Here is a 24,675-nt window from a genome sequence, read left to right on the forward strand (position 1 = left end):
GGCGGAATTACTCCGCCGCCTCGCGTGCGAGGAAGCCGCCGGACTGGCGCAGCCACAGCTGGGCATAAAGACCGCCGCGCTTCAGAAGATCCGCATGCGAACCTTCTTCGACAATCCGGCCGTCTTCCATCACGACCAGCCGGTCCATCGCCGCAATGGTCGAAAGCCGGTGTGCGATCGCAATCACGGTTTTGCCGTCCATCAGCTTCTCGAAGCTCGACTGGATCGCAGACTCGACCTCTGAATCAAGCGCACTCGTCGCCTCGTCGAGCACCAGGATCGGCGCGTTCTTCAGCAGTACGCGCGCAATCGCGATACGCTGCCGCTGACCGCCCGAAAGCTTCACGCCGCGCTCGCCGACATGCGCGTCGTAACCCTTGCGGCCCTTGAGGTCTTCGAGATCCATGATGAAATCGTGCGCCTCGGCCTGCTTTGCCGCGGCGATCACGTCCTCGTCCGTGGCATCGAGTCGGCCATAGAGGATGTTGTCGCGCACCGACCGGTGCAACAGCGACGTGTCTTGCGTCACCATCCCGATTTCCGCGCGCAGGCTGTCCTGCGTGACGCGCGAGATGTCCTGCCCATCGATCAGAATACGGCCGCCTTCGAGGTCATAGAACCGCAGCAGCAGATTGACGAGCGTCGACTTGCCAGCGCCGGAGCGCCCGACCAGACCAACCTTCTCGCCCGGCCGTACCTTTAGCGAAAGATCCTCGATCACGCGCGGCGGCGCATCTTCTGCAGACGCACGTCCCGCTCCGTAGTGGAAATGAATGTGATCGAAGCGGATTTCTCCGCGCGGCACTACGACCGGCTTCGCATCCGGCGCATCGACGAGCAGGTTTGGCCGCGAGATCGTCTCCATGCCTTCATGCACGACGCCGATGTTCTCGAACACGTCCGCAATCGTCCACATCACCCAGCCCGACATCGTCACGATACGAATGACGAGGCCGCCGACGACCGCAATGTCGCCGACTGAGACGTGATGCAGCGTCCACAGCCAGATCGCCGTTCCCGTCGTCGCAACGAGCAGCAGGCCGTTGAGCGAATAGAGCGTGATTTCCATGCCGGTGATGAGACGCAAAGACGCCTGCCACTTCGTCATCTGCTCGGTCAGCGCCTCGCGCGCATAGATATCCTCGCGCTCGGCATGTGCGAAGAGCTTCACGGTCATGATGTTCGTATAGCTGTCGACAATGCGGCCGACGAGCATCGAACGAGCTTCCGATGCTTCCGTCGAGCGCGCCTTGATGCGCGGCACAAAATAGCGCAACGCCACGACGTAAGCGACGAGCCAAGCGATCAGCGGAATGGTCAGCCGCCAATCGGACGCCGCAAACAGCAGCGCCGAACCGATGAACTGCACGCTCGCATACCACAGTGCGTCGATCAGCTGGACGACGCTTTCACGCAGCGATGTGCCCGTCTGCATGATCTTGTTGGCGACGCGGCCCGCGAAATCGTTCTGGAAGAAACCGAGGCTCTGCCGCAGCACATAGCGATGCGTCTGCCACCGAATGCGCGTCGTGCAGCCCGCAGAGAGCATCTGGTTTTTGATGAAGTCGTGCGCCGTCGAGATGACCGGCCGCAGCACCAGCGCCACGAACGCCATGCCCGCCAGCATCCACCCGTAGGTGGAAACGAACGTCGCCGGATCGCCATGCGTCCGCATTTTGTCGACGATCGCACCGATAAAGCCCATCAACGCCACTTCGATGGTCGAGCCCAGGCAGCCAGCGATCAGCAGCAGCACGAAAAACGGCCAAAGAGGCTTGATAAAAAACCAGTAGAAAGCCCACAGTGTATCGGGCGGGCGCACGATCGCGCGCTCGTCGAACGGCTTGATGCGGGTCTCACCCCAGCTCATAAGTCGGCGCAACATGATCTATCGCAATGACGAAAGCGGCGCCTGCTCGCAAAGTCGGGCTAGATCCGACTGGCGACGGCGACCGGATGTTGATCGTTGATATCGGTTGGAGCTAAGGGTCTTTTCAGTCAAAAACAAGACATAGCTCAGATAAATCCATGAACGCCCCTGAAATGCCACTAGAGCAGAAAAAAGCCACCGCGCGTGCGTGGTTTGAAAAACTGCGTGACGACATCTGCACAGCGTTCGAGAAGCTGGAAACAAGCCTTCCCGAACACGCTCCACACGGAAAAGACGCGCCGGGCACCTTCGTCCGCACGCCCTGGAATCGCGCCAAAGCCGGTGAACCTGATGCCGGCGGCGGCGTGATGAGCCTCATGCATGGCCGCGTTTTCGAGAAAGTCGGCGTGCACACATCCACGGTTTACGGCGAATTTGCCCCGGAGTTCCGCAAACAAATTCCCGGCGCCGAAGAAAACCCTGAGTTCTGGGCGTCGGGCATTTCGCTCATCGGCCACCCAATCAACCCCAACGTGCCTGCGGTTCATATGAACACGCGCATGATCGTGACGAACAAGTGGTGGTTCGGCGGCGGTGCCGACCTGACGCCGGTGCTCGACAAGCGCCGCACGCAGTCGGATGCCGATACGCTCGCTTTTCATGCCGCCATGTACGGCGCCTGCGCCAATCACCCGATCGTCGATTACACCAAGCTCAAAAACTGGTGCGATGAGTACTTTTTCCTGCCGCACCGGAATGAACCGCGCGGCGTCGGCGGTATTTTCTACGATTATCTGACGCCATCGGACGCCGAAGGCGGATGGGATGCAGCTTTTGCGTTCACGCAGGATGTCGGCCGCGCATTCCACAGCGTCTACCCGATGCTGGTGCGTGGCAATTACACAATGCCGTACTCGGACGCGCAGCGCGAAGAGCAATTGATCCGCCGTGGCCGCTACGTCGAATACAATCTGCTCTACGACCGCGGCACGACGTTCGGTCTGAAAACCGGCGGCAACACCGAGTCGATCCTGTCTTCGATGCCGCCCGTGGTGAAGTGGCCCTGATTTACAAACATGACGTCATCCTCGGGCTTGGGCCCGAGGATGACAGATTCCGTTTATTGTGGCCGTTTCGCCATTCCTGAACACGTCCGTCGCCGCGTTTCCTGCCGCGATGGGTTTACCCTTCCGCACGCGTCCGTATAACCTCCGAGCGATCTAACCCTCGGGCCTTATGCGCGCCGAGAGCAAAGCGGGGCGAATGCCTCGTCTCGGCAGTGGAGGCCTTCGGGAGCACGGCAGGATGAAACGGCTCGTCTGCGCGCTCGACGGCACCTGGAACGATGATGACGACGCGTCACCGCTGACGAACGTCGCCAAGCTCAGCCGCGCGGTCCTTTACGAAGACAATCGAGGCGTCCGCCAACTCGTCCGCTATGTCGTTGGAATTGCCTCGTCGCAAGATCACGGCTTGGCCTTTCTCAAGGGCGCGCTCGGCTTTGAGATCGGCGACCGCATCAAGGCGGCCTATCAGTTTCTCTGCAACGCCTACGAGCCGGGCGATGAGATCTATCTCTTCGGATTTTCACGCGGCGCTTACGAAGCCCGCAGCCTCGCGAGTTTCATCACGCTGTTCGGCCTCGCGGAGAAGGGCAGCAATTTTTTAATCGACGACGCTTGGCGCATATATCGCCAGCCCGAGCGCAAACGTAACTTCGACGCCGTCGCCGAGATCGGCGCTGCCTGTCATTACCCGGTTCGCATTCGCTGTCTCGGCCTCTGGGACACCGTCGGCAATGTCGGCAATCCGTATCGATCTTGGGGCTGGCTGAGCCGCAAATTCGATTATCACGACATGCGCCTGCACGACACCATCGACGTCACGCTGCATGCGCTGTCGATCGACGAAGCGCGAAGTCCATTCCGCCCGACGCTCCTGACCTATCCCGAAGATGGCCGGTTGCCATCGCGCCAGCACGTCGAGCAGATGTGGTTCGCTGGTACGCACGCCGACGTCGGAGGTGGTTGGCCGGAAACTGCTCTCTCGGACATCGCACTGCTCTGGATGGCCGAACGCATTCAGGCCAAGACGAGCCTCGCCATCGACATCGATAAGCTGCGCCGAGACAGCAAACCTGATCACCTTGGCTTGCAGCATGCGTCCGCAACCGGCTGGCCATACGCCTTCAGCCGATTGATGCCCGCAAACCGTGCGATCCAGCAGAGTCTCGAAGATCAGCCATTAACCAGCAAACGGCGCACCGGCAAAATCGGACGCGACCTGATTTCGCTCAACGAAAAAATCCACGAGAGCGTGCTTTTGCGTCTCGGACGAACCGTGAAAGAAGCCTGCAACGGCACCGTCCGGGATATCACTTATGAACCGGCCGCCCTTGCACAGCGAGCCGCTACCGGGCCTGATGAATCTGGTGTCGAAACAATCCCCGGCGCAGCAAGCGACAGGGCCGCGTGACGGCCGGCAGGAAGCCAAAACAAGAACATTGGCTCTTCCACCACCTGGGGCGGTCGAAAGCCGCAGTTGTCCGCCAGATAGATCGTGCCACATGTTCACCAGTTCAGTTCTATCGAACTATAGACACCATCTCGACTGTTCCTCGCCGGCAAACTTCGGGACTTCCCATGACAACTCTGTTCGATCCGCTCAAAGCAGGCGCATTCTCGCTGAAGAATCGCGTCGTCCTCGCTCCGCTCACGCGCTGCCGCGCCAGCGCTGGCCGTGTGCCAAATGATATGATGCGTGAATATTACGTCCAGCGCGCCTCGGCAGGCTTGATGCTAACCGAAGCCACCTCCGTGACCCCGATGGGCGTCGGCTATCCCGACACGCCCGGCATCTGGTCGGAAGAGCAGGTCGCGGGCTGGAAGAAAATCACCGATGCGGTTCACGCAGCCGGCGGAACCATCCTGCTGCAACTCTGGCACGTTGGACGCATCTCCGATCCGATCTACCTCGACGGAAAGCTCCCCGTTGCACCCAGCGCCATCGCACCGAAAGGTCACGTCAGCCTCGTGCGCCCCAAAAAGGAATTCGTCACCCCGCGTGCTCTGGAACTGAACGAAATTCCAAGTGTCGTCGCCGAATACCGTCGCGGTGCCGAAAACGCCAAACGCGCAGGCTTCGATGGCGTCGAGGTTCACGGTGCCAACGGCTATCTGCTCGATCAGTTCCTGCAGGACAGCACCAACAAGCGCACCGATCAATATGGCGGACCGATCGAAAATCGTGCCCGCCTCATGCTCGAAGTGGTCGACGCATGCATTGAAGTCTGGGGCGCGGATCGCGTCGGCCTGCACTTGGCGCCGCGCTGCGATTCCCACGACATGGGTGACAGCAATCCGCTCGAAACGTTTGGCTACGTCGCAACGGAAGTCGGCAAACGCAAGATCGCCTTCATCTGCACGCGTGAATACCAGGGGCCAGACTCGATTAGCCCCGAATTGAAGAAGCGTTTCGGCGGCGTCTTCATTGGCAATGAGAAATTCACCAAGGAGACGGCGCAGGCTGCCATCGAAGCCGGAACGGTCGACGCCGTCGCCTTTGGCAAAACATTCATTGCCAATCCCGACCTGCCGCTGCGCTTCAAGCTCGATGCGCCGTTGAATCCGCCTGATCCGGACTCGTTCTATGGCGGTACGGAAAAGGGTTACACCGACTATCCCGCACTTGAATCGCAAAACGCGTAACGGCACTTGTGCGTGACGAACGGCGAGGCCGTGCGCTCAGCGCTCGGCCTCCCGCCGCGCCTCGACTGCGTCGAAGGCGTTCGCGAATTCCAATGAACCGGGTGTCGTCAGCGCGTGCGTCATACGCCGGTCGAGTTCAGCCTGAAGCTGCGAGCCGGTCAAACCCTTCACCATCTTGTTCACGTAATAAGCCCGCCGTGAAAAAAAATTCGACGTGGGCGCGCGTGATCCCGCTCCGTCCATCATTTCGAGCCCCGTGACAGGCCCCGCGAGATTCATCAACTCGAGCTCCGCGCCTGACAGCGAACGCCGTCCATTCTTGGCGGCCAAATCCTGCAGCGTCTTGAGCTTCATCGCCTGCAGCATCGGTCCAATGTCACCGTCGATATTCAGAGTGTGAATACCCATGCCGGCCTGCGTCTTGGCATAGGCCTGCTGCACATGCCATTCGAACGGCTGATGCTTAACGTTCGCGTACATCTTCTTCAGCACAACCAGCTTGTGCCGCAGCAGCGCTTTTCGAGCCGGCGAATTGCGCGGATCATGATATCTCGCCGTCAGCAGCCGAATGAATGTCGGCCCGCTGCGCGCCAGCTCGTTGATCGAATTGGCATCGAGAAGCTGGCCATAGCCGATGGCGCTGGAAATGGCACGGCCTGTCTTCTTGATCGGATGAATTCCGGCCTGCGTATCGTAGGTGCCGACGCCACCGGTTTCGAGCGCGTAGACACGCACCACCTGCTCCTTCGACAGACCGAGGGCCGCAGCCTCAGACGCATAGCGCAGCTTGAACTCTTTTTCCGTCACGCGTTCCGGGACGAAGTTGTAGACGCGCCTCGCGGCCGCAAGGTAGTCGGGAATGGTTGCCAGTTCCCGGCTTGACGACGGGTTGGCCTCCCGCTGCGCATCAAGGAAGCGGCCATATTTCGACGCGAGCGAACCTGACAGCGACGGCCCTTGATACTTCGGCGGAAAGCTCATCACGTAGTCGTTTGCCGAGAACGGTATATCCTTTGCGCGTTTACGCTTGCGAAGAGTTCGCTTCTGCTCGACTGCATCCCAGTAGGCATCGAGCTTCTCTTCGAAATTCTGCCGCGCCGTTTTCCAGACTTGAAAGGCTTCTATCTCGCTATCGGACAGCGACGTCAGAAAATCGATGGTCGACATTGCGGTTGCGCGCGGCGCCGCCATCGGCACCATGAGGCAAACCAGCGCGAGCGCCAGGGCGGGCGCCGAAATGCCCTGCTTCCGAAACGGCGATGTCATACGTAAGTAAGCCACACGCAGTCCCATCTGCTCCTAAACACGACGCAAGTTAAAACGACGAATCAAAAATAGCGTGATTCAGCCGCCCCCGGCCACCCCAGGACGGTCACGCTTCAATTTCTGCCAGGTTGCGAAATGAACCCGCTTTCTGCCTCCAATATGGCAACGCCGGATATCGAGGCTGCCGATTTCGAGCGCCTGGCACGTGCGCGGCTGCTAGCGAGCCCGCCTGAACTGGATGAACCACAGTCACCTGGCGACGATGACTTGAACCCCGGCCTCGGTCCATTTTCCGCTGGCCTGCGCCACGCAGCCGTCCTGGTGCCCATCGTCGCCCGCGCGCCTCTGACCGTGCTGCTGACGGCACGAACGGATCATTTGCCCTCGCACGCCGGACAAATCGCCTTCCCCGGCGGGAAAGTCGAGCAACAAGACGCGACGCCTCTCGCTGCTGCGCTGCGGGAGACGCGCGAAGAGATTAACCTCGATGCGGCATTCATCGAGCCAGTCGGCTATCTCTCGCCTTATCGCACCGGCACGGGCTACATCATCACGCCCTCGGTCGCGCTCGTGCGGCCGGGCTTCAGGCTTACAGCCAATCCCGACGAAGTCGCTGACGTTTTCGAGGTTCCGTTCGCCTTTTTGATGAACGAAGCCAATCACGAGATCCACAGCCGCGTCTGGCGCGGTGCAGAACGCAGGTTCTATGCGATGCCTTACGGTGAACGCTATATATGGGGCGCGACAGCGGGAATAATCCGCACGCTCTATCGGAGACTGTTCAGCACATGATCCGCATCGTTATCGAGAATATTTTTTTCTTCCTGCTGCCGACGTTCCTCTACATCGCCTGGATCGCATTCTCCGAAGATGAATGGCCTGGCCTGATGACAGTCTTGAGCCGTGCTCCCTTGATCCGTCTCTTCTTTGCCGGCGCTGCCGTGATGCTCGCGACGCTCGTCGTGTTTTCGTCCCGCACCTATAACAGCCCCGACGATGTCTATGTGCCCGCCTCCGTCGTCGACGGGAAGCTCGAACCGGCGCGCAGCATTCACGAGACGAAAACGCCGCCCCCGACGGCAAAGCCGTGATTGCAGGACTGAAACGGCATGACTGAAACAGCCATCAAATCGACCCGCATGAGTGCCGAATGGCTACGAGCCCCGGCGCTTGCAAAGGTCTTCGCCGCGCTTTCTGCCGGCGGGGCGGAAGCCCGCGTTGTCGGCGGTGCTGTGCGCAACGCAATGATCAATCGCCCCGTCAAGGATGTCGACATCGCGACAACGGCCCTGCCCGCCGAGGTCATGCGCCTCGCCGCCGATGCCGGTCTTGGCGCATATCCGACTGGCATAGACCACGGCACCGTCACCGTTGTCGCTGAAAAGCGATCCTTCGAAGTGACGACGTTGCGCCGCGACGTCGAGACGGACGGCCGCCATGCCGTCGTCACCTTCACCAACTCCTGGGAAGAGGACGCCGCCCGCCGCGACTTCACGATCAACGCGCTTTATTGTTCGGCCGACGGCATCGTCTACGATTTCGTCGGCGGCCTCGATGATCTGCGCCAACGTCGCGTCCGCTTCATCGGCGATGCCGAGGCACGCATCCGCGAGGATTACCTGCGCATTCTGCGCTTCTTCCGTTTCAGCGCCGAATACGGAAAGGGCCAGCTCGATCCCGAAGGACTGGCCGCAGCAAATGCCTTGAAAGAAGGACTATCGCTGCTCTCCGCTGAGCGCGTCCGCGCCGAAATGCTGAAACTGCTCGCAGCGCTGAATGCTGTCGATGTCGTCAACGCCATGGAAAAAAGCGGCATCCTTCAGCTTGTCGTCAGGACGCGCCTCGAACCTGACCGCTTTGCGCGCTTCGTTGTGATCGAAGCCGCACTGGGCGAGCCACCCGATGCGCTCGCGCGCCTTGCCGCGCTTGCCGTCAACAATCCGGAAGACGCAGCCTTTCTCGGCCGCGAGCTTCGGCTCTCGAATGCCGAAGCCGAGCGTCTCACAAGCGCATCCGCAGGCGATCCAGGTATCGCTCCGGAAACGTCCGAAGCGATTGCACAAGCTGCACTTTACAGGCTCGGTGCCGATGCCTTCGCGCGCGCCGTCCGCCTTGCCTGGGCGCAATCTGGCGCCCCCTGCACCGATCCGCACTGGCGCGCCCGCGCATTACTCGCCGATCGCTGGAAAATTCCGGTTATGCCCTTCACTGGGAACGACGTCCTTGCGCTCGGCATTCAACCAGGTCCGAAAGTCGGCAGCATCCTTAGTGCCTTCGAGCGCTGGTGGATCTCAGAGAATTTTCCCGCCGATGCTGAACGTCAAAGCAGAGTGCTTAAAGAGCTGGCGCGCGAAGCTGTTACTTAACAAATCATTAAATTTCACTTCACCTTTGCTTATGCTCCGACTAAAGTCTCTCTCCGGGGTTCACCCATTTGTATCGCGTTGAGGAGACACCCTGATGGACAGCATCGGCCGTGAGCGTGAGCGTTCGCTCAAGTTCGTTCAAATCGTCTTCGCCGTTCTCGCTCTTCTCAGTCTGACTGCAGCATTGGCCGTATCGACGAGGGGCGTCGATATGGGACTTCCCGAAAATTCGACATCACCGATCGCGCTGGCGTTTCTTCTTGTTGGCGCTGTCGACACCATTCTGCTCTACGCCTGGGAGCATATCTTTCAGCGCATCGAATACTGATACGAAATTGCGCTGCCGTCGCGTGGATGGCAGCGCAATCATCAGTGTGTCGCATATTCGCCATATGACACTTTTGCGGCGATCGAAACCGCCGGCATCACTCGCGCGCGCCGTCTCGGGCTGTTGGTAAACCCATAAATAGCTGCGATTTCTTACACTCGACGCCACCGGCCGCAGGCGTTCGTCATACGCCTGTTACATGAATCCCGTCCTACGTTTTACATGAAATGCATAGACGCATTTATGGGAAGCGCACTGACTGGGGGCCGACCTTGAGCGCACCAAATCCGGAATTGAACTACCGAACCGTTTTTATTTCCGACATTCACCTCGGAATGCGCAATTGCCAATCGACTGCTCTTCTCGACTTTCTGAAATACGTCGAATGCCAGAACCTCTACCTCGTCGGCGATATCGTCGATTTCTGGAAAGTCCGCCGCGGTCCTTATTGGCCGCAGAGCCACAACGACGTTTTACAAAAGCTTCTGCGCAAGGCGCGTAAAGGCACCCGCGTCGTCTACATTCCGGGCAACCACGATGACGGCCTGCGCGACTATACCGGCATGAACTTCGGCGGCGTCGAAATCCGCCGCGATGCCATTCATGAAGCCGCCGACGGCAAGCGCTATCTCATTTTGCACGGTGATGAATTCGACGTCGTCGTGCGTTACGCCCGCTGGCTCGCATTTCTCGGCGACCGGTCCTATGACGCAGCTCTCGCGCTTAACGTGCCGCTGAACTTTGCGCGTCGCATGTTCGGCCTCGGTCATTGGTCGCTGTCGGCCTTCCTGAAGCACAAAGTGAAAAGCGCCGTGAACTACATCGGCGAATTCGAGGAAGCGTTGGCAGGCGAAGCCAAGCGGCGCGACGCGCAGGGCCTCATTTGCGGCCACATCCATCACGCCAACTCGCGCCAGATCGACGGCATTCACTACATGAACTGCGGCGACTGGGTCGAAAGCTGCACCGCCATCGGCGAACGCTTCGACGGCCAATTTGAAATCATTCGTTGGAAAGAGCATTTGGCCGCGCGCGCCTCGCAGGCGCCTTCCGGCCGCTGGTTGATCGAAGCCGCTTAACGGCAATTATGCCGGACGAAAAGCGAGCCGGCGAACGGAGTATCCCACGTGAACGCGACCGCCAAAGCCCTCGAACCGACGAGCATCGATCTTCTGAGCGAAGCTGTGCATCAGAACCGTGCGCTGAGTCTCGCCGGTATCCTTGAGCGCACCTTCACCTTCGCTTTCCGCTCAATGGTCTACCCGCAGATCTGGGAAGATCCGCGCGCCGATATGGAAGCGCTGGAGATCACCCCGCAAACGCGCATCATGACCATCGCCTCCGGCGGCTGCAACGTCATGAGCTACCTCTCGGCGAATCCGGCGCGCATCTATGCCGTCGATCTCAACGCCACGCACATCGCGCTGCTCAAGCTGAAGGTCGCCGCAGCTCAGCATCTGCCGAACCATGCCACGTTCTATCGCTTCTTCGGCGCCGCCAATGACCGCCGCAACGTCGCCCTCTATAACGATCTCATCGCGCCGCATCTCGACGCCGATACCCGCGCCTATTGGGAAGGCCGCGAGCTGACGGGCCGCCGCCGCATCACGCGCTTCGCGCGCAATTTCTATCATTTCGGGCTGCTCGGCCGCTTCATCGCGACAGGCCATCTCGCTGCGCGCGTGTTCGGCGCCAAACCGAAGCGTCTGCTTGAAGCCCGTTCGATCGAAGAGCAGCGCGAGATCTTTGCGCGCGACATCGGACCGGCCTTCAGCCATCCTGTCTTGCGCTGGATCACGTCAAACCGGGCGTCGCTGTTCGGCCTCGGCATTCCGCCGGTGCAGTATGACGCGCTTTCCGGCGGCGGCGCTCGCACGATGGCCGACGTTTTGAAGGAACGCGCCGAACGCCTGGCGACGGGCTTCGATCTGAAAGACAACTATTTCGCTTGGCAGGCCTTCGGCCGCAGCTACGCAACCCAGGGCGAAGGCCCCTGCCCGCCGTATCTCGAAAAAGCGAACTTCATGGCGGTCAAGGCGCGCGCCAACCGAGTCGAGGTTGTCCACGACAACATGATCCGCTTCCTCTCTGGCGAGCCGGCCGAAAGCCTCGATCGCTATATCCTGCTCGATGCCCAGGACTGGATGGACGACGCAGCCTTGAATGCGCTGTGGGATCAAATCACCCGCACTGCGCGCCCCGGCGCCCGCGTTATCTTCCGCACCGCGGGCGAGGAAAGCATCCTCCCGGGCCGCGTCGCCGACGCGACGCTCGGCCAGTGGACCTATGACGCCGCCAAATCCGCTGCGATCCACGCCAAGGATCGCTCGGCGATCTACGGCGGTTTCCACCTCTACATCAAGAACGCCTGATCCTCTCATGAGCGACGCCGCCGCAATGACCGAAAGCGCTGCGAGCGCCATGGATGGCATGTATCGCCATCAGCGCTACATTTATGATTTCACACGACGCTACTATCTGATCGGCCGCGATCAGATGATCGCCGAGCTTGCGCCTCCGGTCGGCGGCACGGTGCTCGAAGTCGGTTGCGGCACGGCCCGCAATCTGCTGCGCGCCGCGCGCCGCTATCCGCTTGCGAAGTTCTACGGTCTCGACGTTTCAGAAGAAATGTTGAAGACGGCGCGCGCCTCGATCGACCGAAGCCCGTTTCGCGACATCGTCACGATTGCCCAGGCCGACGCCACGACGTTCTCGGCGTCCGAGCTTTTCAGCATCGCCAACATCGACCGCATCTTCATTTCATACGCACTGTCGATGATTCCGCCCTGGCAGGACGTGATCGCCCGCGCCGTCTCACAGCTCTCGCCAACGGGCGAATTGCACATCGTCGACTTCGGCACGATGGCGACCATGCCCTCCTTGGCGCGACGCGGCATGCGCGCGTGGCTGACGAAATTCAGCGTCACGCCACGTCAGGAGCTCGAAGACGTCGTGCGCGACGTCGCCCGCCGCAGTGGTCGAAGCGCCGCTTTCCACCACGGCCGCTTCGATTATGCAGCCCACGTCTGCATCGGTGCGAAGCTTTCGTAACGCCGCGTCGGCAACCTAGCTGACGCGAGGCCCGAGAAGCTGCCGGAGCGCCAGCTCGATGCGCCGCCAGTCTTCTGCCGTGCGCTCGTCTCCGGTCTTTTCATAGCGACGAACCATCTGCGCCGCTTCTGCGAGCGCCTTCGCGCCCTGCACATCGTAAAGCTTACGGGCATGATCATGGATTTCGACGGCATTCATGACAAAGCCTCCCTGCGCTTTTTTTGTTTGGCCCCCTTTGATCCAGGATTTGATCCAGGGGCGTGACAGTCGCTCCCAAAGCCTCAATCGGGAACCACGCGCGAGCGTTCCACACTTCGCACCGCACGCAAAAGCCCCAGCGCGAGCACCAGGGCTTTCGTAATTATCACAATCGCATGATTGCGATTTATTCCGCCGGCGGGGCGGCAGCCGGTGCTTCGGCCGGATGCGCCGCGCCGTTGGGCATGACGGCGGCCGCAACAGGTTTATCGTCTTGCGCCTCCGGTGCCGCTTCTTCCGGAGCTTCGCCCGCGTCTGCCTCCGGAGCAGCCTCTTCGGCTGGTGCGACCTCGGCCGCCTCTGCTGCCGCCGGAGCGGCTTCCCCCACCGGAGCCTCAGGCGCAGCAGCCTCTGCCTCGGGAGCCGCTTCTTCGGCGGCCTCCGCGACGGGCGCTTCAGCTTCCGCAGATGCTTCGATCGCAGCCTCCGCCGTTTCCGTAGCTTCGGCTGCGGGTTCCTCCGGCGCCGCCTCAGCCGGAGCTTCGGCCGCCTCCGCAGGAGCCTCCGGCGCAGCCTCAGCGGCTGGCTCCTCCATCGAGGCTTCTGCGGTCTCGACGACAGCGGCCTCAACCACGTCTTCGACCGTCGGTTCAGCCGCCGCTTCTTCAGCAGCAGCCTCCTCCGGCATCGCTTCTTCGGCAGCAGCAGCAGCAGCCTCCGGAGCGGCTTCTTCGCATGCTGCCTCCTCTACGGCTGCCTCGGCCGGTTCGGCCTCCACAGCGTCGCTATTGGCGGCAACTGGCACAGCAAGAATTTCATCGAGCTCGCTGATCGCGCGCTCGACGGCTTTCATGGCCTTGAAGTCCGGCGTCGCCTCAATGCGCGCACGAACGTCGTCGTGTAAGGTCTTGAGCTTGGACAGGATATCGGCCGACATCTTCTTCCCTTTTCTTAGTATTTTGAGAATAAGTTTCCGCTTCGCCTGCGCATGACTGAACATGCGGACGCTCATCTTCAAATTTTCCAGTAATGCGCAGTAATAAAGTACAGCAATTCGAGCCGACGCAAACGCCTGCGACAGATTGTGCACAGCTATAAATTGTATCGGGCTGAAGGACGCGCATCTTACCGCGGCCCCTACTCAGCGTCCTCGACCTGCGCCCGCTCTCCTGAAAGATATCTTCGGCGTCACTCGTTTTGTAATGAACCCATCGAAGAGTAGACCGCTCGATGTTTTGACGTCCGCCGCTAGCGTTCCATACATGAGCAGGCTCGGAATTCTCTCAGAGACCGCCAGATCGTTCGCGCCGCCGTATCCAAATCCCTGCTCACGCCCATGCCACGCGCCGTGCGTTCGGCGCCAAGTGGCTCGCGCACCAGACTGCATCAGTTTTTTTCTAAACCGCTTGCCTTCGGCGCGTCGGGATTTTAGTCTTTATGCGGATATTCTGTGTTATGTATATTATTTGGGGGTTTTTCAAATGCCGGTTACCAAAAAATTTCGACGTTGGTTGTTGAAGCCGCTCACAAAAAAGATCGAGCGGACAGTCGACAAGCGCGTAGCCATGTTTTCGCACTCATTTGAAAATGCCCAACAGCATGCTGAAAATTTAGCGCGAAATGCGCAGCTGGAGCGCGAATTCGTACGCTTAATGGCATTGACAAGAAAATTTCATCCCGTCGTCACCAGGATTGCCCCATGCGCCTCCTCTTCGACGTTCGATTTGCTCGACATCAAAGCCAACGCGGTATCGGCCGATACATATTTGGATTAATTGCTGCTCTGCGCGTCGACGGCCGATTGAAGATTTCGCTTCTCGAAGACCGCGGCGCGACGGCCCTTGATGAATCGACAATTTTCATCGACGAACTCTCGGCGATAGACGAAGATCATTTCGATTTTTTCTGCCTGCCGAGCTATTTTCCGGACAACTGGGCCAACCACGAGGGACGCCTTGGATTCTTATTGCCACACCAAGCGCTAAGAATTAGCCGCTCGGTTGTCGGGATCGGCCACGACCTGATCCCAGATATTTTTCCTGATATCTATTTCGGCACGAGGCCCGACCTGCACGATTTATTTCGCCTTGGCGAAACAATCGCGTCACAAATCTCATCTCACACTTTCTGCAACAGCGTCACGACTGCAACCGATTTCGCAAAGTATGCAGGCTGTGCACCTACTGCCCTAGCCGTGATTTACGGCGGCGTGGATATTGCGAAATGGTCGGCTCCGCATTGCTATCCGCCGACTGAGAACGTTGTTTATGTCGGCGGCGACGAATACCGCAAAAACCTCGATGGGGCGATTGCGGGTTTCGCTGCATTCAAGAAAATAAGACCAGAGTCTCGAGCAAAGCTCATTATCATCGGAAATATTCACGACCCCTCACGCTCCCGACTTGATAAATTGATCGAAGATCTTCTCTTGCCGCCGACCGACGTTTCGATGACGGGGTTTGTCGATGAGCACGATCTCGTCAGACTTGTAAAATCTGCCCGCATGACCGTATTTCCTTCGTTATATGAAGGCCTCGGATTGCCAGTTCTCGAGAGCTTGGCCGCGGGTGTTCCTTGCGCGGCGTCAAACGTAAGCTCTACGGCGGAACTCGTTCCGCCCGAGCACCAATTCGATCCTTGCGATCCCCAGTCTATGGCCAAGGCCATCGACCTTCTTCTCCATGACGAAAACGAGAGAAGCCATTCGATCGCAGCAGGACAGGAATTACTCTCCAAGGTGAATTGGACGCGCGCTGCGAGCACCATGATCGATACATTGCTCCGTATCCGCATCACAGATCGTCAACCCAAGGGATCGAAAAGCCGACGTGTTGCAGTATTCAGCTGCACTCCGCCCGATCGAAGCGGAATTGCAACGAATTCAGCGAAGGTCTTTGGCGACGCCGACCTATTTGACCTGTTCACGGATGTGGCGTCACCGCAAGATTTGTCTCTGCGTGAACGCGAGACACAAAAGATAGCGGGCCGTCAGGTTTCGTTATGGCCGATCTGCGCGTTCGACGATCTCGATGAGGCCGAGCGCTACGACCGCGCTGTTTATGTACTCGGTAATTCGCATCACAATTTGCCGGTGCTTCAGGCACTCATGAACCATAAAGGTAGTCGTTCAGCCAAAACCGTGTACCTGCACGACGGTCGATTGGAAAATATTTGGTTCTGGTACTGCGGCCGATCGCTGGAGGCGATGCGTACGCTGTTCTCGATGTTCTACCCCCTGGCGCAGCTGAAGAGTTGCGCAACTCATAACGAGTTCCCTGATGTAGGCATGAGAGGAATTCGCCCGCTCATACTCGGGGCCGACATCAGACACATCGTTGTGAATTCCGAGCGTGCCAAGAAGGCGATTGAATACGATATTGCTTGCGAATTCGATGTTCGCGTGGACATCGCCCATCACACAATCGATCGTATCGAGGCTAACGCCATCCCGCCGTTCTCACGCAGGCGAGATGAACTGATCATCGGCACGTTTGGCATTCCAGATAACATTAAAGGCACGGACCGCGTCATTGCTGCCGTCCGAGAAATAAATAGATCTCGGCCTGCGCGGCTAGCGATCGTAGGCTGGCGCGCTAACGAGTATGCGTGCAACTGCCTCAGCCCGGAAGATCGCAACATCGTCGAGATCGTTGACTCTCCGAACGACGCCGAATTGCATCGTTGGATGAAGGCAGTCGATGTGGCTGTTCAGCTGCGCATGATCCAATATGGCGAAAGCTCGGGTGTCCTCGCCCAGCTCGTCGGTGTCGGCAAGAAGCCGATTGCATCGACAAACCTCATCGACCCGGCACTCGCGGATCACACGATTGCCGTCGATCGTGAAATTCCTCCGGAGCAACTGGCTGAGGAAATTTTAAACGCACGCCATGTAATCGGAACATATGACGGCCTCGAAAAATTTTCGTCTGCCTCGCTTGGAAATTGGTTCGCGAGCCGCTTGTTAACGAATTGAACGAAGCCCTTTCAAGCTTTCGACGCACAAAAAAGCCCCGCATCACTGCGGGGCTTTTTGATTTTCGAGGATCGACTGCGCCTTCCGGCCGGCTCGACGTAGGAGAGTCGGAAGGCGCAAGCAAAAGGATCAACTGCGCCGGGCGGCCGGCTCCGCGGAGCGGAGTCGCCCGGCGCAATTAAATTAGAAATCCATTCCGCCCATGCCGCCCATGCCGCCGCCGGGAGCGCCGTGCGAGTGGCCAGCGTCCTTCTTCGGCACGTCGGCGATCATGGCTTCCGTCGTGATCAGCAGGCCCGAAACCGAAGCGGCATCCTGCAGCGCGCAACGCACGACCTTCGTCGGGTCGATGACGCCCTGCGAGTACAGATCGCCGTACTCGTGGGACTGAGCGTTGTAGCCGTAAGCGTACTTCGAGTTCTCGAGGATCTTGCCGACGATCACCGAACCGTCTTCACCTGCGTTGGTCGAGATCTGGCGAGCCGGAGCCTGCAGCGCCTTGCGGACGATGTTGATGCCGACCTTCTGGTCGTCGTTCTCAGGCTTCAGCGAGTCGAGAGCCTTCGCAGCGCGGAGAAGCGCAACGCCGCCGCCCGGGACGATACCCTCTTCGACGGCTGCGCGCGTTGCGTGCAGAGCGTCGTCGACGCGGTCCTTGCGCTCTTTAACTTCGACTTCCGTCGCGCCGCCGACCTTGATAACGGCAACGCCGCCGGCGAGCTTGGCAAGACGCTCCTGGAGCTTCTCACGGTCGTAGTCCGAGGACGTTTCCTCGATCTGCGCCTTGATCTGCTTCACGCGCGCTTCGATGTCGGCCTTCTTGCCCGAACCATCGACAATCGTCGTGTTTTCCTTGTCGATCGTCACCTTCTTGGAGCGGCCGAGCATCTGCAGCGTAACCGTCTCGAGCTTGATGCCGAGATCTTCCGAGATCACCGTGCCGCCCGTCAGGACTGCGATGTCTTCCAGCATGGCCTTGCGGCGATCGCCGAAGCCCGGAGCCTTGACGGCAGCAACCTTGAGGCCGCCGCGCAGCTTGTTGACGACGAGCGTCGCGAGAGCTTCGCCTTCGACGTCTTCAGCGATGATGAGGAGCGGCTTGCCCGACTGGACGACGGCTTCGAGAACCGGAAGCATCGCCTGGAGACCCGAAAGCTTCTTCTCGTGGATGAGAATGTAGGGGTTCTCAAGTTCAGCAATCATCTTGTCGGCGTTGGTAATGAAGTACGGCGACAGGTAACCACGATCGAACTGCATGCCTTCGACGACATCGAGTTCGAAATCGAGCGTCTTGGATTCTTCAACCGTGATGACGCCTTCCGAACCGACCTTGTCCATCGCTTCGGCAATCTTCTTGCCGACGATTTCGTCGCCATTCGCCGAGATCGTGCCGACCTGAGCGATCTGATCCTTCGCGACCTTCTTCGAGTTGGTCTTGAGGTCTTCGACGATGGCCAGAACGGCGAGGTCGATACCGCGCTTCAGGTCCATCGGGTTCGAGCCGGCAGCAACCGACTTCGCGCCTTCGCGAACGATCGCCTGGGCAAGAACCGTTGCCGTCGTGGTGCCGTCACCGGCGAGGTCGGCCGTCTTCGAGGCGACCTCTTTGAGCATCTGCGCGCCCATATTCTCGAACTTGTCTTCGAGCTCGATTTCCTTCGCGACCGTCACACCGTCCTTGGTGATGCGCGGTGCGCCGAACGACTTCTCGATAACGACGTTGCGACCCTTCGGGCCGAGCGTGACTTTCACGGCGTTGGCAAGAATGTCGACACCACGCAGCATGCGCTCGCGGGCGTCCTGGGCAAACTTGACGTCTTTAGCTGCCATGTTGAGCAACTCCTAAGCTTGGCAAATAGGGGGATGAAATTAAGCGGCGGCCTTGGACTTTGCCGGGGCCGAGAGAACGCCGAGAATGTCGCTCTCTTTCATGATCAGGAGATCTTCGCCGTCGATCTTGACTTCGCTGCCCGACCACTTGCCGAACAGAACGCGATCGCCGACCTTGACGTCGAGGGGAACGACCTTGCCCGCTTCATCGCGAGCGCCGGGGCCAACGGCCACAACTTCGCCCTGCTGGGGCTTTTCCTTGGCGGTGTCGGGGATGATGATCCCGCCTGCAGTCTTTGCTTCTTCCTCAATGCGTTTCACGACGACACGATCGTGGAGAGGACGGAACGCCATGGGGGTAACCTCATGATTTGGCTAGACGATTTGTCTTTTGTTCGCAGCCTAGGATGCCAGGCCGCAGGCAACGGACATTGCTGTCCGCCGGTGCACTGCGAGCAGGATCGCTGACGAGCCCGAACGCGACGGATATATGGTGCGCACTGTTAGCACTGTCAATACTTGAGTGCTAAAACGTGATCCATTAGTATGGGCGTTCGCCTTATTGAACACCGCAGTAGCACGGGGCCATGGCGGGCCGTGCCGTCATCCGATGGTCGCGCCAAAAGTTGCAACAACAAAGCGGTTGCAGCTCACAATTACAAATCGCGCGCGATGTTTATATCGCGCGACAACTTGAAATCCATTTTTCTGAAGAGCGGGTTCGCGCAATTCATTTATCGCAAACAGTTATTCTGCGATGAGAATTGCGCATTTTCCTCAGTTGCCCCGTCGTACAAATTTCGCGACATCAAATCGCGAAATCGGCAAGCTTAGCACCTTTCCTAAGCCGTTCGACCAGCCAGTTCGGCTTACGACCGCGCCCCGTCCAGGTATCGGCTTTATTTTCAGGATTGGCGTATTTCGCAACGCCGATCGACTTGCCTTTTACTGCGCCGCGTCCGCGGCTTGCACCAAATAATTCGGCCACGGAAAATCCGTGTGTTTCTGCAAGATCCGCGACTTTCTTTTTTAGTTCGGCGCGTTCCCGGTCCCGAGCGGCGGCGATCGCCTTCTGAACTTTCGTTTCAAGGTCGACAAGCTCCTTGAGGGAAAGTTTGTCGACATTGATCGTCGCCATAGATTTTACTTTTCGCATCACCAACGACAACCTCTACTAGATTTCCTGCACGCCGGTGTAATCACATCCCGCCCCCTGCGCAGCAGGAATCTCTGAGATGTGTCACCGTGTCAACGCAACCTCATAAATACTCGTGAATATTCCGCAAACGAGAAATGGCGGATCACATATTTTTCAATGCAGCCAATTCATTAGTTTAAGCGGAGCGATATCACCACCTAAAATGCGCCTACGAACAAACGCTCAGGCTGAGAAATAGCACGAAATCTTGCCAATGAATTCAGCCTTTCTAACAGCCGGACCCTTACCGGATCGCAATCGGAAATCGCGTCCTTCCGATAATACCCGCAAACAATCCGTGTAGATACTAAAATACGAATTTTTGCATTGATGGCAAAAAAAAGAAATTGCGGCCGACATTCTTTGCAGCGATCTTGAAGGCTCTCACGGCATTCAAATTATTAAATTGTTGACTTTATCTGGGTCGCAGCCCGCCGCGAATTTTGGAGCCCAGCGTCCGCCATTAAATCTCTCCCACCATCCGGAAGATCGATATGCGAACGACGAAAATCGCCGATTAGTGTCGGCGCAGTGGAACTGCATCGCCAACCGCGGGTTCAGCCTTCGACTTGTGTAAGCTGGTTTCAAAAGCTACGTTCCCGCGGCTTTCAATCCACCCCGCAACATGATGAGTGGCCGTCTATGACGCTGAAATTACCTGATCTTCCTTATGCCTATGATGCTCTCGCGCCGTTCATGTCGGCCGAGACACTCGAGTTTCACCACGACAAGCATCACTTGGCGTATGTCGAAAATGGCAACAAGCTGCTTGCTGGCTCGAAGTACGAGGGCCAGTCGCTCGAAGATATCGTCAAGAACGCCTACGCCGATAAGGCCCAGGGCCTCATCAACAACGTTGGCCAGCACTATAACCATCTGCATTTCTGGCAGTGGATGAAGAAGGGCGGCGGCGGCAACAAGCTGCCCGGCAACGTCCAGAAGCTTGTCGACGGTTACGGCGGCTTCGACAAGGTGCGCAACGACTTCATCGAAGCCGGCAAGGGCCAGTTCGGTTCGGGCTGGGCTTGGCTTGCGGTAAAGGACGGCAAACTTGAAGTCGTCAAAACGCCGAACGGTGAAAACCCGCTGATGTACGGCTCCAAGCCGATCCTCGGCGTCGATGTCTGGGAGCACAGCTACTACATCGACTACCGCAACGCCCGTCCGAAGTACCTCGAAGCCTGGTTCGACAACCTCGTCAACTGGGAGCACGTCGAGGCTCTCGTCGGCTAAACGACACGTCGTCGAAACATTTGTTGGCGCCGGCATTGGCTCGTAATGCCGGCGCCTTTTTTTGCGCCTTTAAACTCCGCGTTCGAACTGATGCGCTAGGGCCACTCGAACACCTGCTGAATCAGAGACTTGGCGTGGAAGCTCGCCGCACGCCGTTGCCGCCGCCTTGTCCGTGCCCTAAAACTCGTACAGTAGGCGGGGTATTACTGAGGGGCGGGGGATCCGAGTGTTCGTGCCGAGATTGCACGTTGCTGTCACGTTGATCTTCGCGCTCGTTCTCACCGGGTGCGCGACAATTATGACGCGCAACGGGATTTCCAGCGCCTCCCTCGCCGAAACTGCGGAAATTCCGGGCATGCCCGGCGTTCGCTTCTGGGGCGATGAAGTTCCAAGAGATCCTATCGCCGAAATCCGGCGGCGTACTGCGCACATGCCCAAGCTAGGTAAGCACGCGAGAACCGTAGCCGGCCGCAAAGTCGTCGATACGCTCGCTCTTTCAGGCGGCGGTTCCGACGGCGCATTCGGCGCGGGCGTCCTCGCCGGCTGGACGAAGCGCGGCGACCGTCCGGAATTCCAGGTGGTAACGGGCGTCAGCGCCGGGGCAATCATTGCGCCGTTCGCCTTTCTCGGACCGTCCGAAGACGAAAAGCTTCACGCCATCTGGACGCAATACAAACAGGATCAGGTCGCGACGCCAGAAATTCTGTCAGGTCTTTTCGGCGGCCCTGCTCTTTCGAGCACCGCTCCCCTGCAGAACCTCATCGCCCACTATGTCGATGAAAAATTTCTCGACCGGATCGCTGCACAATACAAGCGCGGTCGCATTCTCTTGGTCCTGACTACGAACCTCGATGCCCAGCGCCCGGTTGTTTGGAACATGGGCGAAATCGCCCTCAAAAGATCTCCCCAGGCGATCGAGCTGTTTCGCAAGGTCATCCTGGCGTCCGCCGCTATTCCCGCCGCCTTCCCGCCGGTCAAAATTGAAGTCGTCGCCGACGGCAGAATGTATGACGAGTTGCACGTTGACGGGGGCACCACCCGCGAAGTCTTCATCAGCCCGGTCGATGCGCCCATCAAAGCTTTCGACGTTCTTTACGACCAGCCGCCGATCCGCCGCTACTTCATCATAAAGAACGGCAAAGCCACCCCGGACCAGGAAGTCGTAAAGCCGACGACGCTACAGATCGCCGGCCGCTCGATTTCAACGCTCATCAAGAGCCAGAACATGGGCGAGGTTTATCACATCTACCGCGTTGCGCTTGATGGTGGCGCCGATTTCAACTTCCTGGCTGTGCCGCCATCGTTCGATTACAAGACCAAAGAAATCTACGATCCTAAGTATCAGGCGGCTCTTTATGCCAAGGGCGTTCAGGTCGGCCGCAGCGGCATTTGGCTGAAGCATCCGCCGGGTGTGGCTCCGATCGGAGTCGATGGACAGCAGCCACGCCCCAGCCTGCCTGAGCCGCTGGCCGCCGCAGGCAACGGCTGACCCGCATCAACCGACAGCAGCTAAAAAGCAAAAGCGCCGGCTTTCGCCAGCGCTTCCCATCGTCTGAACGAGGCCGTCGCTTAATCTTAAGCTCAGAACCAGCGCGGCTGCCACCAATGCAGCAGTGTCTTCACAGCGTCCGGCGCAACCAGATAGGCGATACCGACGATGGCAACGGCCGCCACAACCAACAGCAGGATCGCAAGGCTCACCGGCGCGCGATAGCTGAGACCCGTACCCGGAATGCCGAACGTCACCACTGGCCCCTGCTTCCCGACATTCAGCGTCGCGCCGTTGCCGCCGACACTGCTGCTGACGCCGGTCTTGCTGAGATTGATGCGAACGCCGGGAAGAATTGTAAATGTCTTGCGAAACCGGAAATAGCCCATCTCAGTCTCCTCGTCGGCGCCTGCCGGTTAAATCATCCAATTTACGCGCCACGGTACTCGCGTTTTGCGAATCTCCAAAAAAAACCTAATGGCTCCAATTGTGACTTTCAACGGATTCGCTCCGCTGTCAGCCTTTACTGCCAAAAAGACCGGGAAAGACCTTCTTCGCGCTGTGCTTGAGCTGCCCCAACATCGTGCTGCGATCCTGCAAGCGCTCGTGTGCTGATTCGCGATCGAGGCCCTTGGCGTACTTCTTGACGTTGTCGCTATCGGCGGCGATGAGCTTTTTCCTCTCCTCTGCGGTAAGTGGCCCGACGCGCGACATCGGCGGCCGAATTAACGTCCGCTCGACCATCGACGGTTCGCCCTTGCCGCGCAGTAACGAGACCAGCGCTTCACCGACGCGAAGCTCCTGAATGGCGCGCTCGGTATCGATGCTCGGATTGGGCCGGAACGTCTCGGCAGCAGCGCGGATCGCTTTCTGCTCTCTCGGCGTGAAGGCGCGCAACGCGTGCTGAATTCGGTTGCCGAGCTGTGCCGAGACGCGATCGGGAACGTCGCTCGGGCTCTGCGTCACATAATAGACGCCGACGCCTTTCGAACGGATCAGCCGCGACACGCGTTCGACCTGTTCGAGCACCGCTTTCGGCGCGTCATTGAACAGTAAATGCGCTTCGTCGAACAGAAATACGAGCTTGGGCTTTTCGAGATCGCCCACCTCCGGCAGCTTCTCGAAAAGCTCGGTCAACAGCCAAAGCAGGAACGTCGCGTAAAGGCGCGGCGTGTTCATCAGCTTTTCAGCCGCAAGCACGTTGACGATGCCGCGACCGTCCGCATCGACCTTCAGAAAATCCATGATGTCGAGCGCAGGCTCACCGAAAAACCGGTCGGCGCCTTGCTCTTCAAGAACAAGGAGACGGCGCTGGATAACGCCGACAGTTGCTGGCGCGACGTGCCCGTATTTGCTGCGCAACGTCGAGGCTTTCTTGCCCATCTCGTCGATGACCGCGCGCAGATCCTGCAGATCGAGGATCGTCATTTTCGCGTCACCGGCCGCGCGTTCGTCCTCCGCCCAGCGGAACGCAATATTCAGCACGCCTTCCTGCGGCTCGGTCAGCTCCATCAATCGCGAGAGCAACAACGGTCCCATTTCCTGCACGGTCGCGCGAACGGGATGGCCGTCTTTACCGAAGATGTCCCAGAACGCCGTCGGGAACGAAGTATTGCCGTAGTTCGTCAGCCCGATTTCTTTCGCCCGCTCGACGAGCTTCGGCGCAGGTGTACCCTTTGCGGCGATCCCCGAAAGATCGCCCTTGATGTCGGAAGCAAAAACCGGAACGCCGGCCGCTGAGAAGCCTTCGGCCAGCACCTGAAGCGTAACGGTTTTGCCGGTACCGGTCGCGCCCGTGATAAGACCATGCCGGTTGGCCAGCGCAAGCTCGATACATTCCGCCGCCGGTTCGTGGCCTGACTTGCTGACGCCAATGAGGATCAAGCCATCTTGGACATAGTCGCGAGGATCGGCGACCGCTTCGCCACTGTCCTCGGGCCCATGCTTGCCGGTCATAGTGCCTCCTCGCGTATCGAAACGGCCGACTCGCGCTGCGGCCATTCCTGCCGTGATGCCATGCCCGCCCAGCCGACGCAAACGTCAACCCGGCCTCGCCCCAGCGCGGCAATTCGGCCAAGCCACATGGCAATTTCAGGCTCGCACGAACTGCTTTAGGGGGTATACCGGAAAGATACCCTATCGATAACGCCCCCTACGCTTTGGGAA

The 24,675-nt window shown here is 59.0% G+C and carries 23 protein-coding genes; 14 read left to right on the forward strand and 9 right to left on the reverse strand.

Going from position 1 to position 24,675, the window contains the following annotated elements:
- Window positions 1-7: 7 nt before the first annotated feature.
- Window positions 8-1,885 carry an ABC transporter ATP-binding protein gene (locus tag RLW55_RS20465; protein WP_423415216.1) on the reverse strand — a complete coding sequence of 626 codons (1,878 nt, stop codon included), beginning with the start codon at window positions 1,883-1,885 and terminating at the stop codon, window positions 8-10.
- A gap of 143 nt (window positions 1,886-2,028) precedes the next feature.
- On the opposite strand from RLW55_RS20465, the gene hemF reads away from it, so the two are divergent.
- From hemF to RLW55_RS20480, 3 genes are all read left to right on the forward strand, one after another.
- Entirely contained in the window at window positions 2,029-2,937 is a 909-nt protein-coding gene (hemF, locus tag RLW55_RS20470; RefSeq protein WP_423415217.1) for an oxygen-dependent coproporphyrinogen oxidase, read from the forward strand.
- 238 nt (window positions 2,938-3,175) lie between these two features.
- Window positions 3,176-4,345, forward strand: a complete 1,170-nt coding sequence (locus RLW55_RS20475) for a DUF2235 domain-containing protein (RefSeq protein ID WP_423415218.1) — start codon at window positions 3,176-3,178, stop codon at window positions 4,343-4,345.
- Between the two features lie 167 nt (window positions 4,346-4,512).
- Window positions 4,513-5,577 (forward strand): alkene reductase, encoded by a 1,065-nt coding sequence (locus RLW55_RS20480; protein WP_409562453.1) that lies wholly within the window; start codon window positions 4,513-4,515, stop codon window positions 5,575-5,577.
- 36 nt (window positions 5,578-5,613) lie between these two features.
- On the opposite strand, the gene RLW55_RS20485 is transcribed toward RLW55_RS20480, so the two are convergent.
- Entirely contained in the window at window positions 5,614-6,843 is a 1,230-nt protein-coding gene (locus RLW55_RS20485; protein WP_423415219.1) for a hypothetical protein, read from the reverse strand.
- A 135-nt stretch (window positions 6,844-6,978) separates the two neighbouring features.
- Between RLW55_RS20485 and RLW55_RS20490 the strand changes: the two genes are divergently transcribed.
- From RLW55_RS20490 to RLW55_RS20520, 7 genes are all read left to right on the forward strand, one after another.
- Window positions 6,979-7,635 (forward strand): CoA pyrophosphatase, encoded by a 657-nt coding sequence (locus tag RLW55_RS20490; RefSeq protein ID WP_414461988.1) that lies wholly within the window; start codon window positions 6,979-6,981, stop codon window positions 7,633-7,635.
- A complete protein-coding gene (locus RLW55_RS20495) occupies window positions 7,632-7,934 on the forward strand; it encodes a DUF6111 family protein (RefSeq protein WP_409562450.1) in 303 nt (100 codons plus the stop codon). Before RLW55_RS20490 ends, RLW55_RS20495 begins: the two co-directional genes overlap by 4 nt.
- A gap of 18 nt (window positions 7,935-7,952) precedes the next feature.
- Window positions 7,953-9,209: a CCA tRNA nucleotidyltransferase gene (locus RLW55_RS20500; protein WP_423415220.1), complete on the forward strand. Its 1,257-nt coding sequence runs from the start codon at window positions 7,953-7,955 to the stop codon at window positions 9,207-9,209.
- A gap of 94 nt (window positions 9,210-9,303) precedes the next feature.
- Window positions 9,304-9,537 (forward strand): hypothetical protein, encoded by a 234-nt coding sequence (locus tag RLW55_RS20505; RefSeq protein ID WP_013946543.1) that lies wholly within the window; start codon window positions 9,304-9,306, stop codon window positions 9,535-9,537.
- A 227-nt stretch (window positions 9,538-9,764) separates the two neighbouring features.
- Complete coding sequence (locus RLW55_RS20510) at window positions 9,765-10,616, forward strand: UDP-2,3-diacylglucosamine diphosphatase (RefSeq protein ID WP_414461985.1); 852 nt, start codon at window positions 9,765-9,767, stop codon at window positions 10,614-10,616.
- Between the two features lie 48 nt (window positions 10,617-10,664).
- Window positions 10,665-11,909, forward strand: a complete 1,245-nt coding sequence (locus RLW55_RS20515; protein WP_423415221.1) for a DUF3419 family protein — start codon at window positions 10,665-10,667, stop codon at window positions 11,907-11,909.
- Window positions 11,910-11,916: 7 nt separating this feature from the next.
- Window positions 11,917-12,588: a class I SAM-dependent methyltransferase gene (locus RLW55_RS20520; RefSeq protein WP_423415222.1), complete on the forward strand. Its 672-nt coding sequence runs from the start codon at window positions 11,917-11,919 to the stop codon at window positions 12,586-12,588.
- Window positions 12,589-12,603: 15 nt separating this feature from the next.
- Here the strand turns inward: RLW55_RS20520 and RLW55_RS20525 are convergent, their stop codons facing one another.
- Entirely contained in the window at window positions 12,604-12,786 is a 183-nt protein-coding gene (locus RLW55_RS20525) for a hypothetical protein (RefSeq protein WP_409562446.1), read from the reverse strand.
- A 187-nt stretch (window positions 12,787-12,973) separates the two neighbouring features.
- Window positions 12,974-13,798, reverse strand: coding sequence for a hypothetical protein (locus RLW55_RS20530; RefSeq protein ID WP_423415223.1), 825 nt, complete (start codon window positions 13,796-13,798; stop codon window positions 12,974-12,976).
- A gap of 469 nt (window positions 13,799-14,267) precedes the next feature.
- Between RLW55_RS20530 and RLW55_RS20535 the strand changes: the two genes are divergently transcribed.
- A complete protein-coding gene (locus RLW55_RS20535) occupies window positions 14,268-14,561 on the forward strand; it encodes a hypothetical protein (protein ID WP_414461982.1) in 294 nt (97 codons plus the stop codon).
- The gene (locus RLW55_RS20540; protein ID WP_423415224.1) at window positions 14,486-16,759 is read left to right on the forward strand and encodes a glycosyltransferase; all 2,274 of its coding nucleotides are present in this window, start codon (window positions 14,486-14,488) and stop codon (window positions 16,757-16,759) included. The genes RLW55_RS20535 and RLW55_RS20540 overlap by 76 nt, the downstream gene beginning before the upstream one ends.
- A 183-nt stretch (window positions 16,760-16,942) precedes the next feature.
- Here RLW55_RS20540 and groL read toward each other — a convergent pair whose 3' ends face one another.
- The 3 genes from groL to RLW55_RS20555 all read right to left on the reverse strand — a co-directional run bounded on the left by groL (window position 16,943) and on the right by RLW55_RS20555 (window position 19,727).
- Window positions 16,943-18,589, reverse strand: coding sequence for a chaperonin GroEL (gene groL / locus RLW55_RS20545; protein ID WP_409562443.1), 1,647 nt, complete (start codon window positions 18,587-18,589; stop codon window positions 16,943-16,945).
- 39 nt (window positions 18,590-18,628) lie between these two features.
- On the reverse strand, window positions 18,629-18,943 hold the full coding sequence (gene groES / locus RLW55_RS20550; RefSeq protein WP_013946533.1) for a co-chaperone GroES: 315 nt from the start codon (window positions 18,941-18,943) through the stop codon (window positions 18,629-18,631).
- Window positions 18,944-19,397: 454 nt separating this feature from the next.
- Entirely contained in the window at window positions 19,398-19,727 is a 330-nt protein-coding gene (locus RLW55_RS20555) for an H-NS family nucleoid-associated regulatory protein (protein WP_409562442.1), read from the reverse strand.
- A gap of 702 nt (window positions 19,728-20,429) precedes the next feature.
- Here RLW55_RS20555 and RLW55_RS20560 point away from each other — a divergent pair.
- Together RLW55_RS20560 and RLW55_RS20565 are read left to right on the forward strand one after the other, a co-directional pair.
- Window positions 20,430-21,020, forward strand: coding sequence for a superoxide dismutase (locus RLW55_RS20560; RefSeq protein ID WP_409562441.1), 591 nt, complete (start codon window positions 20,430-20,432; stop codon window positions 21,018-21,020).
- Between the two features lie 232 nt (window positions 21,021-21,252).
- Entirely contained in the window at window positions 21,253-22,509 is a 1,257-nt protein-coding gene (locus RLW55_RS20565; RefSeq protein ID WP_414461980.1) for a patatin-like phospholipase family protein, read from the forward strand.
- Window positions 22,510-22,601: 92 nt separating this feature from the next.
- Here the strand turns inward: RLW55_RS20565 and RLW55_RS20570 are convergent, their stop codons facing one another.
- Together RLW55_RS20570 and RLW55_RS20575 are read right to left on the reverse strand one after the other, a co-directional pair.
- On the reverse strand, window positions 22,602-22,898 hold the full coding sequence (locus RLW55_RS20570; protein WP_409562439.1) for a DUF4236 domain-containing protein: 297 nt from the start codon (window positions 22,896-22,898) through the stop codon (window positions 22,602-22,604).
- 127 nt (window positions 22,899-23,025) lie between these two features.
- Window positions 23,026-24,465 (reverse strand): helicase HerA-like domain-containing protein, encoded by a 1,440-nt coding sequence (locus RLW55_RS20575; protein ID WP_423415225.1) that lies wholly within the window; start codon window positions 24,463-24,465, stop codon window positions 23,026-23,028.
- Window positions 24,466-24,675 lie beyond the last annotated feature (210 nt).

Origin of the sequence: Hyphomicrobium sp. B1 (assembly GCF_049532635.1) — a bacterium.
GTDB lineage: Bacteria > Pseudomonadota > Alphaproteobacteria > Rhizobiales > Hyphomicrobiaceae > Hyphomicrobium_B.

What these genes read in the sequence shown, in the direction of transcription:
- RLW55_RS20465 (WP_423415216.1), bottom strand. Translation starts at nt 1,885, where the DNA reads ATGTTGCGCCGACTTATGAGCTGGGGTGAGACCCGCATCAAGCCGTTC.
- hemF (WP_423415217.1), top strand. Translation starts at nt 2,029, where the DNA reads ATGAACGCCCCTGAAATGCCACTAGAGCAGAAAAAAGCCACCGCGCGT.
- RLW55_RS20475 (WP_423415218.1), top strand. Translation starts at nt 3,176, where the DNA reads ATGAAACGGCTCGTCTGCGCGCTCGACGGCACCTGGAACGATGATGAC.
- RLW55_RS20480 (WP_409562453.1), top strand. Translation starts at nt 4,513, where the DNA reads ATGACAACTCTGTTCGATCCGCTCAAAGCAGGCGCATTCTCGCTGAAG.
- RLW55_RS20485 (WP_423415219.1), bottom strand. Translation starts at nt 6,843, where the DNA reads ATGACATCGCCGTTTCGGAAGCAGGGCATTTCGGCGCCCGCCCTGGCG.
- RLW55_RS20490 (WP_414461988.1), top strand. Translation starts at nt 6,979, where the DNA reads ATGAACCCGCTTTCTGCCTCCAATATGGCAACGCCGGATATCGAGGCT.
- RLW55_RS20495 (WP_409562450.1), top strand. Translation starts at nt 7,632, where the DNA reads ATGATCCGCATCGTTATCGAGAATATTTTTTTCTTCCTGCTGCCGACG.
- RLW55_RS20500 (WP_423415220.1), top strand. Translation starts at nt 7,953, where the DNA reads ATGACTGAAACAGCCATCAAATCGACCCGCATGAGTGCCGAATGGCTA.
- RLW55_RS20505 (WP_013946543.1), top strand. Translation starts at nt 9,304, where the DNA reads ATGGACAGCATCGGCCGTGAGCGTGAGCGTTCGCTCAAGTTCGTTCAA.
- RLW55_RS20510 (WP_414461985.1), top strand. Translation starts at nt 9,765, where the DNA reads ATGCATAGACGCATTTATGGGAAGCGCACTGACTGGGGGCCGACCTTG.
- RLW55_RS20520 (WP_423415222.1), top strand. Translation starts at nt 11,917, where the DNA reads ATGAGCGACGCCGCCGCAATGACCGAAAGCGCTGCGAGCGCCATGGAT.
- RLW55_RS20525 (WP_409562446.1), bottom strand. Translation starts at nt 12,786, where the DNA reads ATGAATGCCGTCGAAATCCATGATCATGCCCGTAAGCTTTACGATGTG.
- RLW55_RS20530 (WP_423415223.1), bottom strand. Translation starts at nt 13,798, where the DNA reads ATGAGCGTCCGCATGTTCAGTCATGCGCAGGCGAAGCGGAAACTTATT.
- RLW55_RS20535 (WP_414461982.1), top strand. Translation starts at nt 14,268, where the DNA reads ATGCCGGTTACCAAAAAATTTCGACGTTGGTTGTTGAAGCCGCTCACA.
- RLW55_RS20540 (WP_423415224.1), top strand. Translation starts at nt 14,486, where the DNA reads ATGCGCCTCCTCTTCGACGTTCGATTTGCTCGACATCAAAGCCAACGC.
- groL (WP_409562443.1), bottom strand. Translation starts at nt 18,589, where the DNA reads ATGGCAGCTAAAGACGTCAAGTTTGCCCAGGACGCCCGCGAGCGCATG.
- groES (WP_013946533.1), bottom strand. Translation starts at nt 18,943, where the DNA reads ATGGCGTTCCGTCCTCTCCACGATCGTGTCGTCGTGAAACGCATTGAG.
- RLW55_RS20555 (WP_409562442.1), bottom strand. Translation starts at nt 19,727, where the DNA reads ATGGCGACGATCAATGTCGACAAACTTTCCCTCAAGGAGCTTGTCGAC.
- RLW55_RS20560 (WP_409562441.1), top strand. Translation starts at nt 20,430, where the DNA reads ATGACGCTGAAATTACCTGATCTTCCTTATGCCTATGATGCTCTCGCG.
- RLW55_RS20570 (WP_409562439.1), bottom strand. Translation starts at nt 22,898, where the DNA reads ATGGGCTATTTCCGGTTTCGCAAGACATTTACAATTCTTCCCGGCGTT.
- RLW55_RS20575 (WP_423415225.1), bottom strand. Translation starts at nt 24,465, where the DNA reads ATGACCGGCAAGCATGGGCCCGAGGACAGTGGCGAAGCGGTCGCCGAT.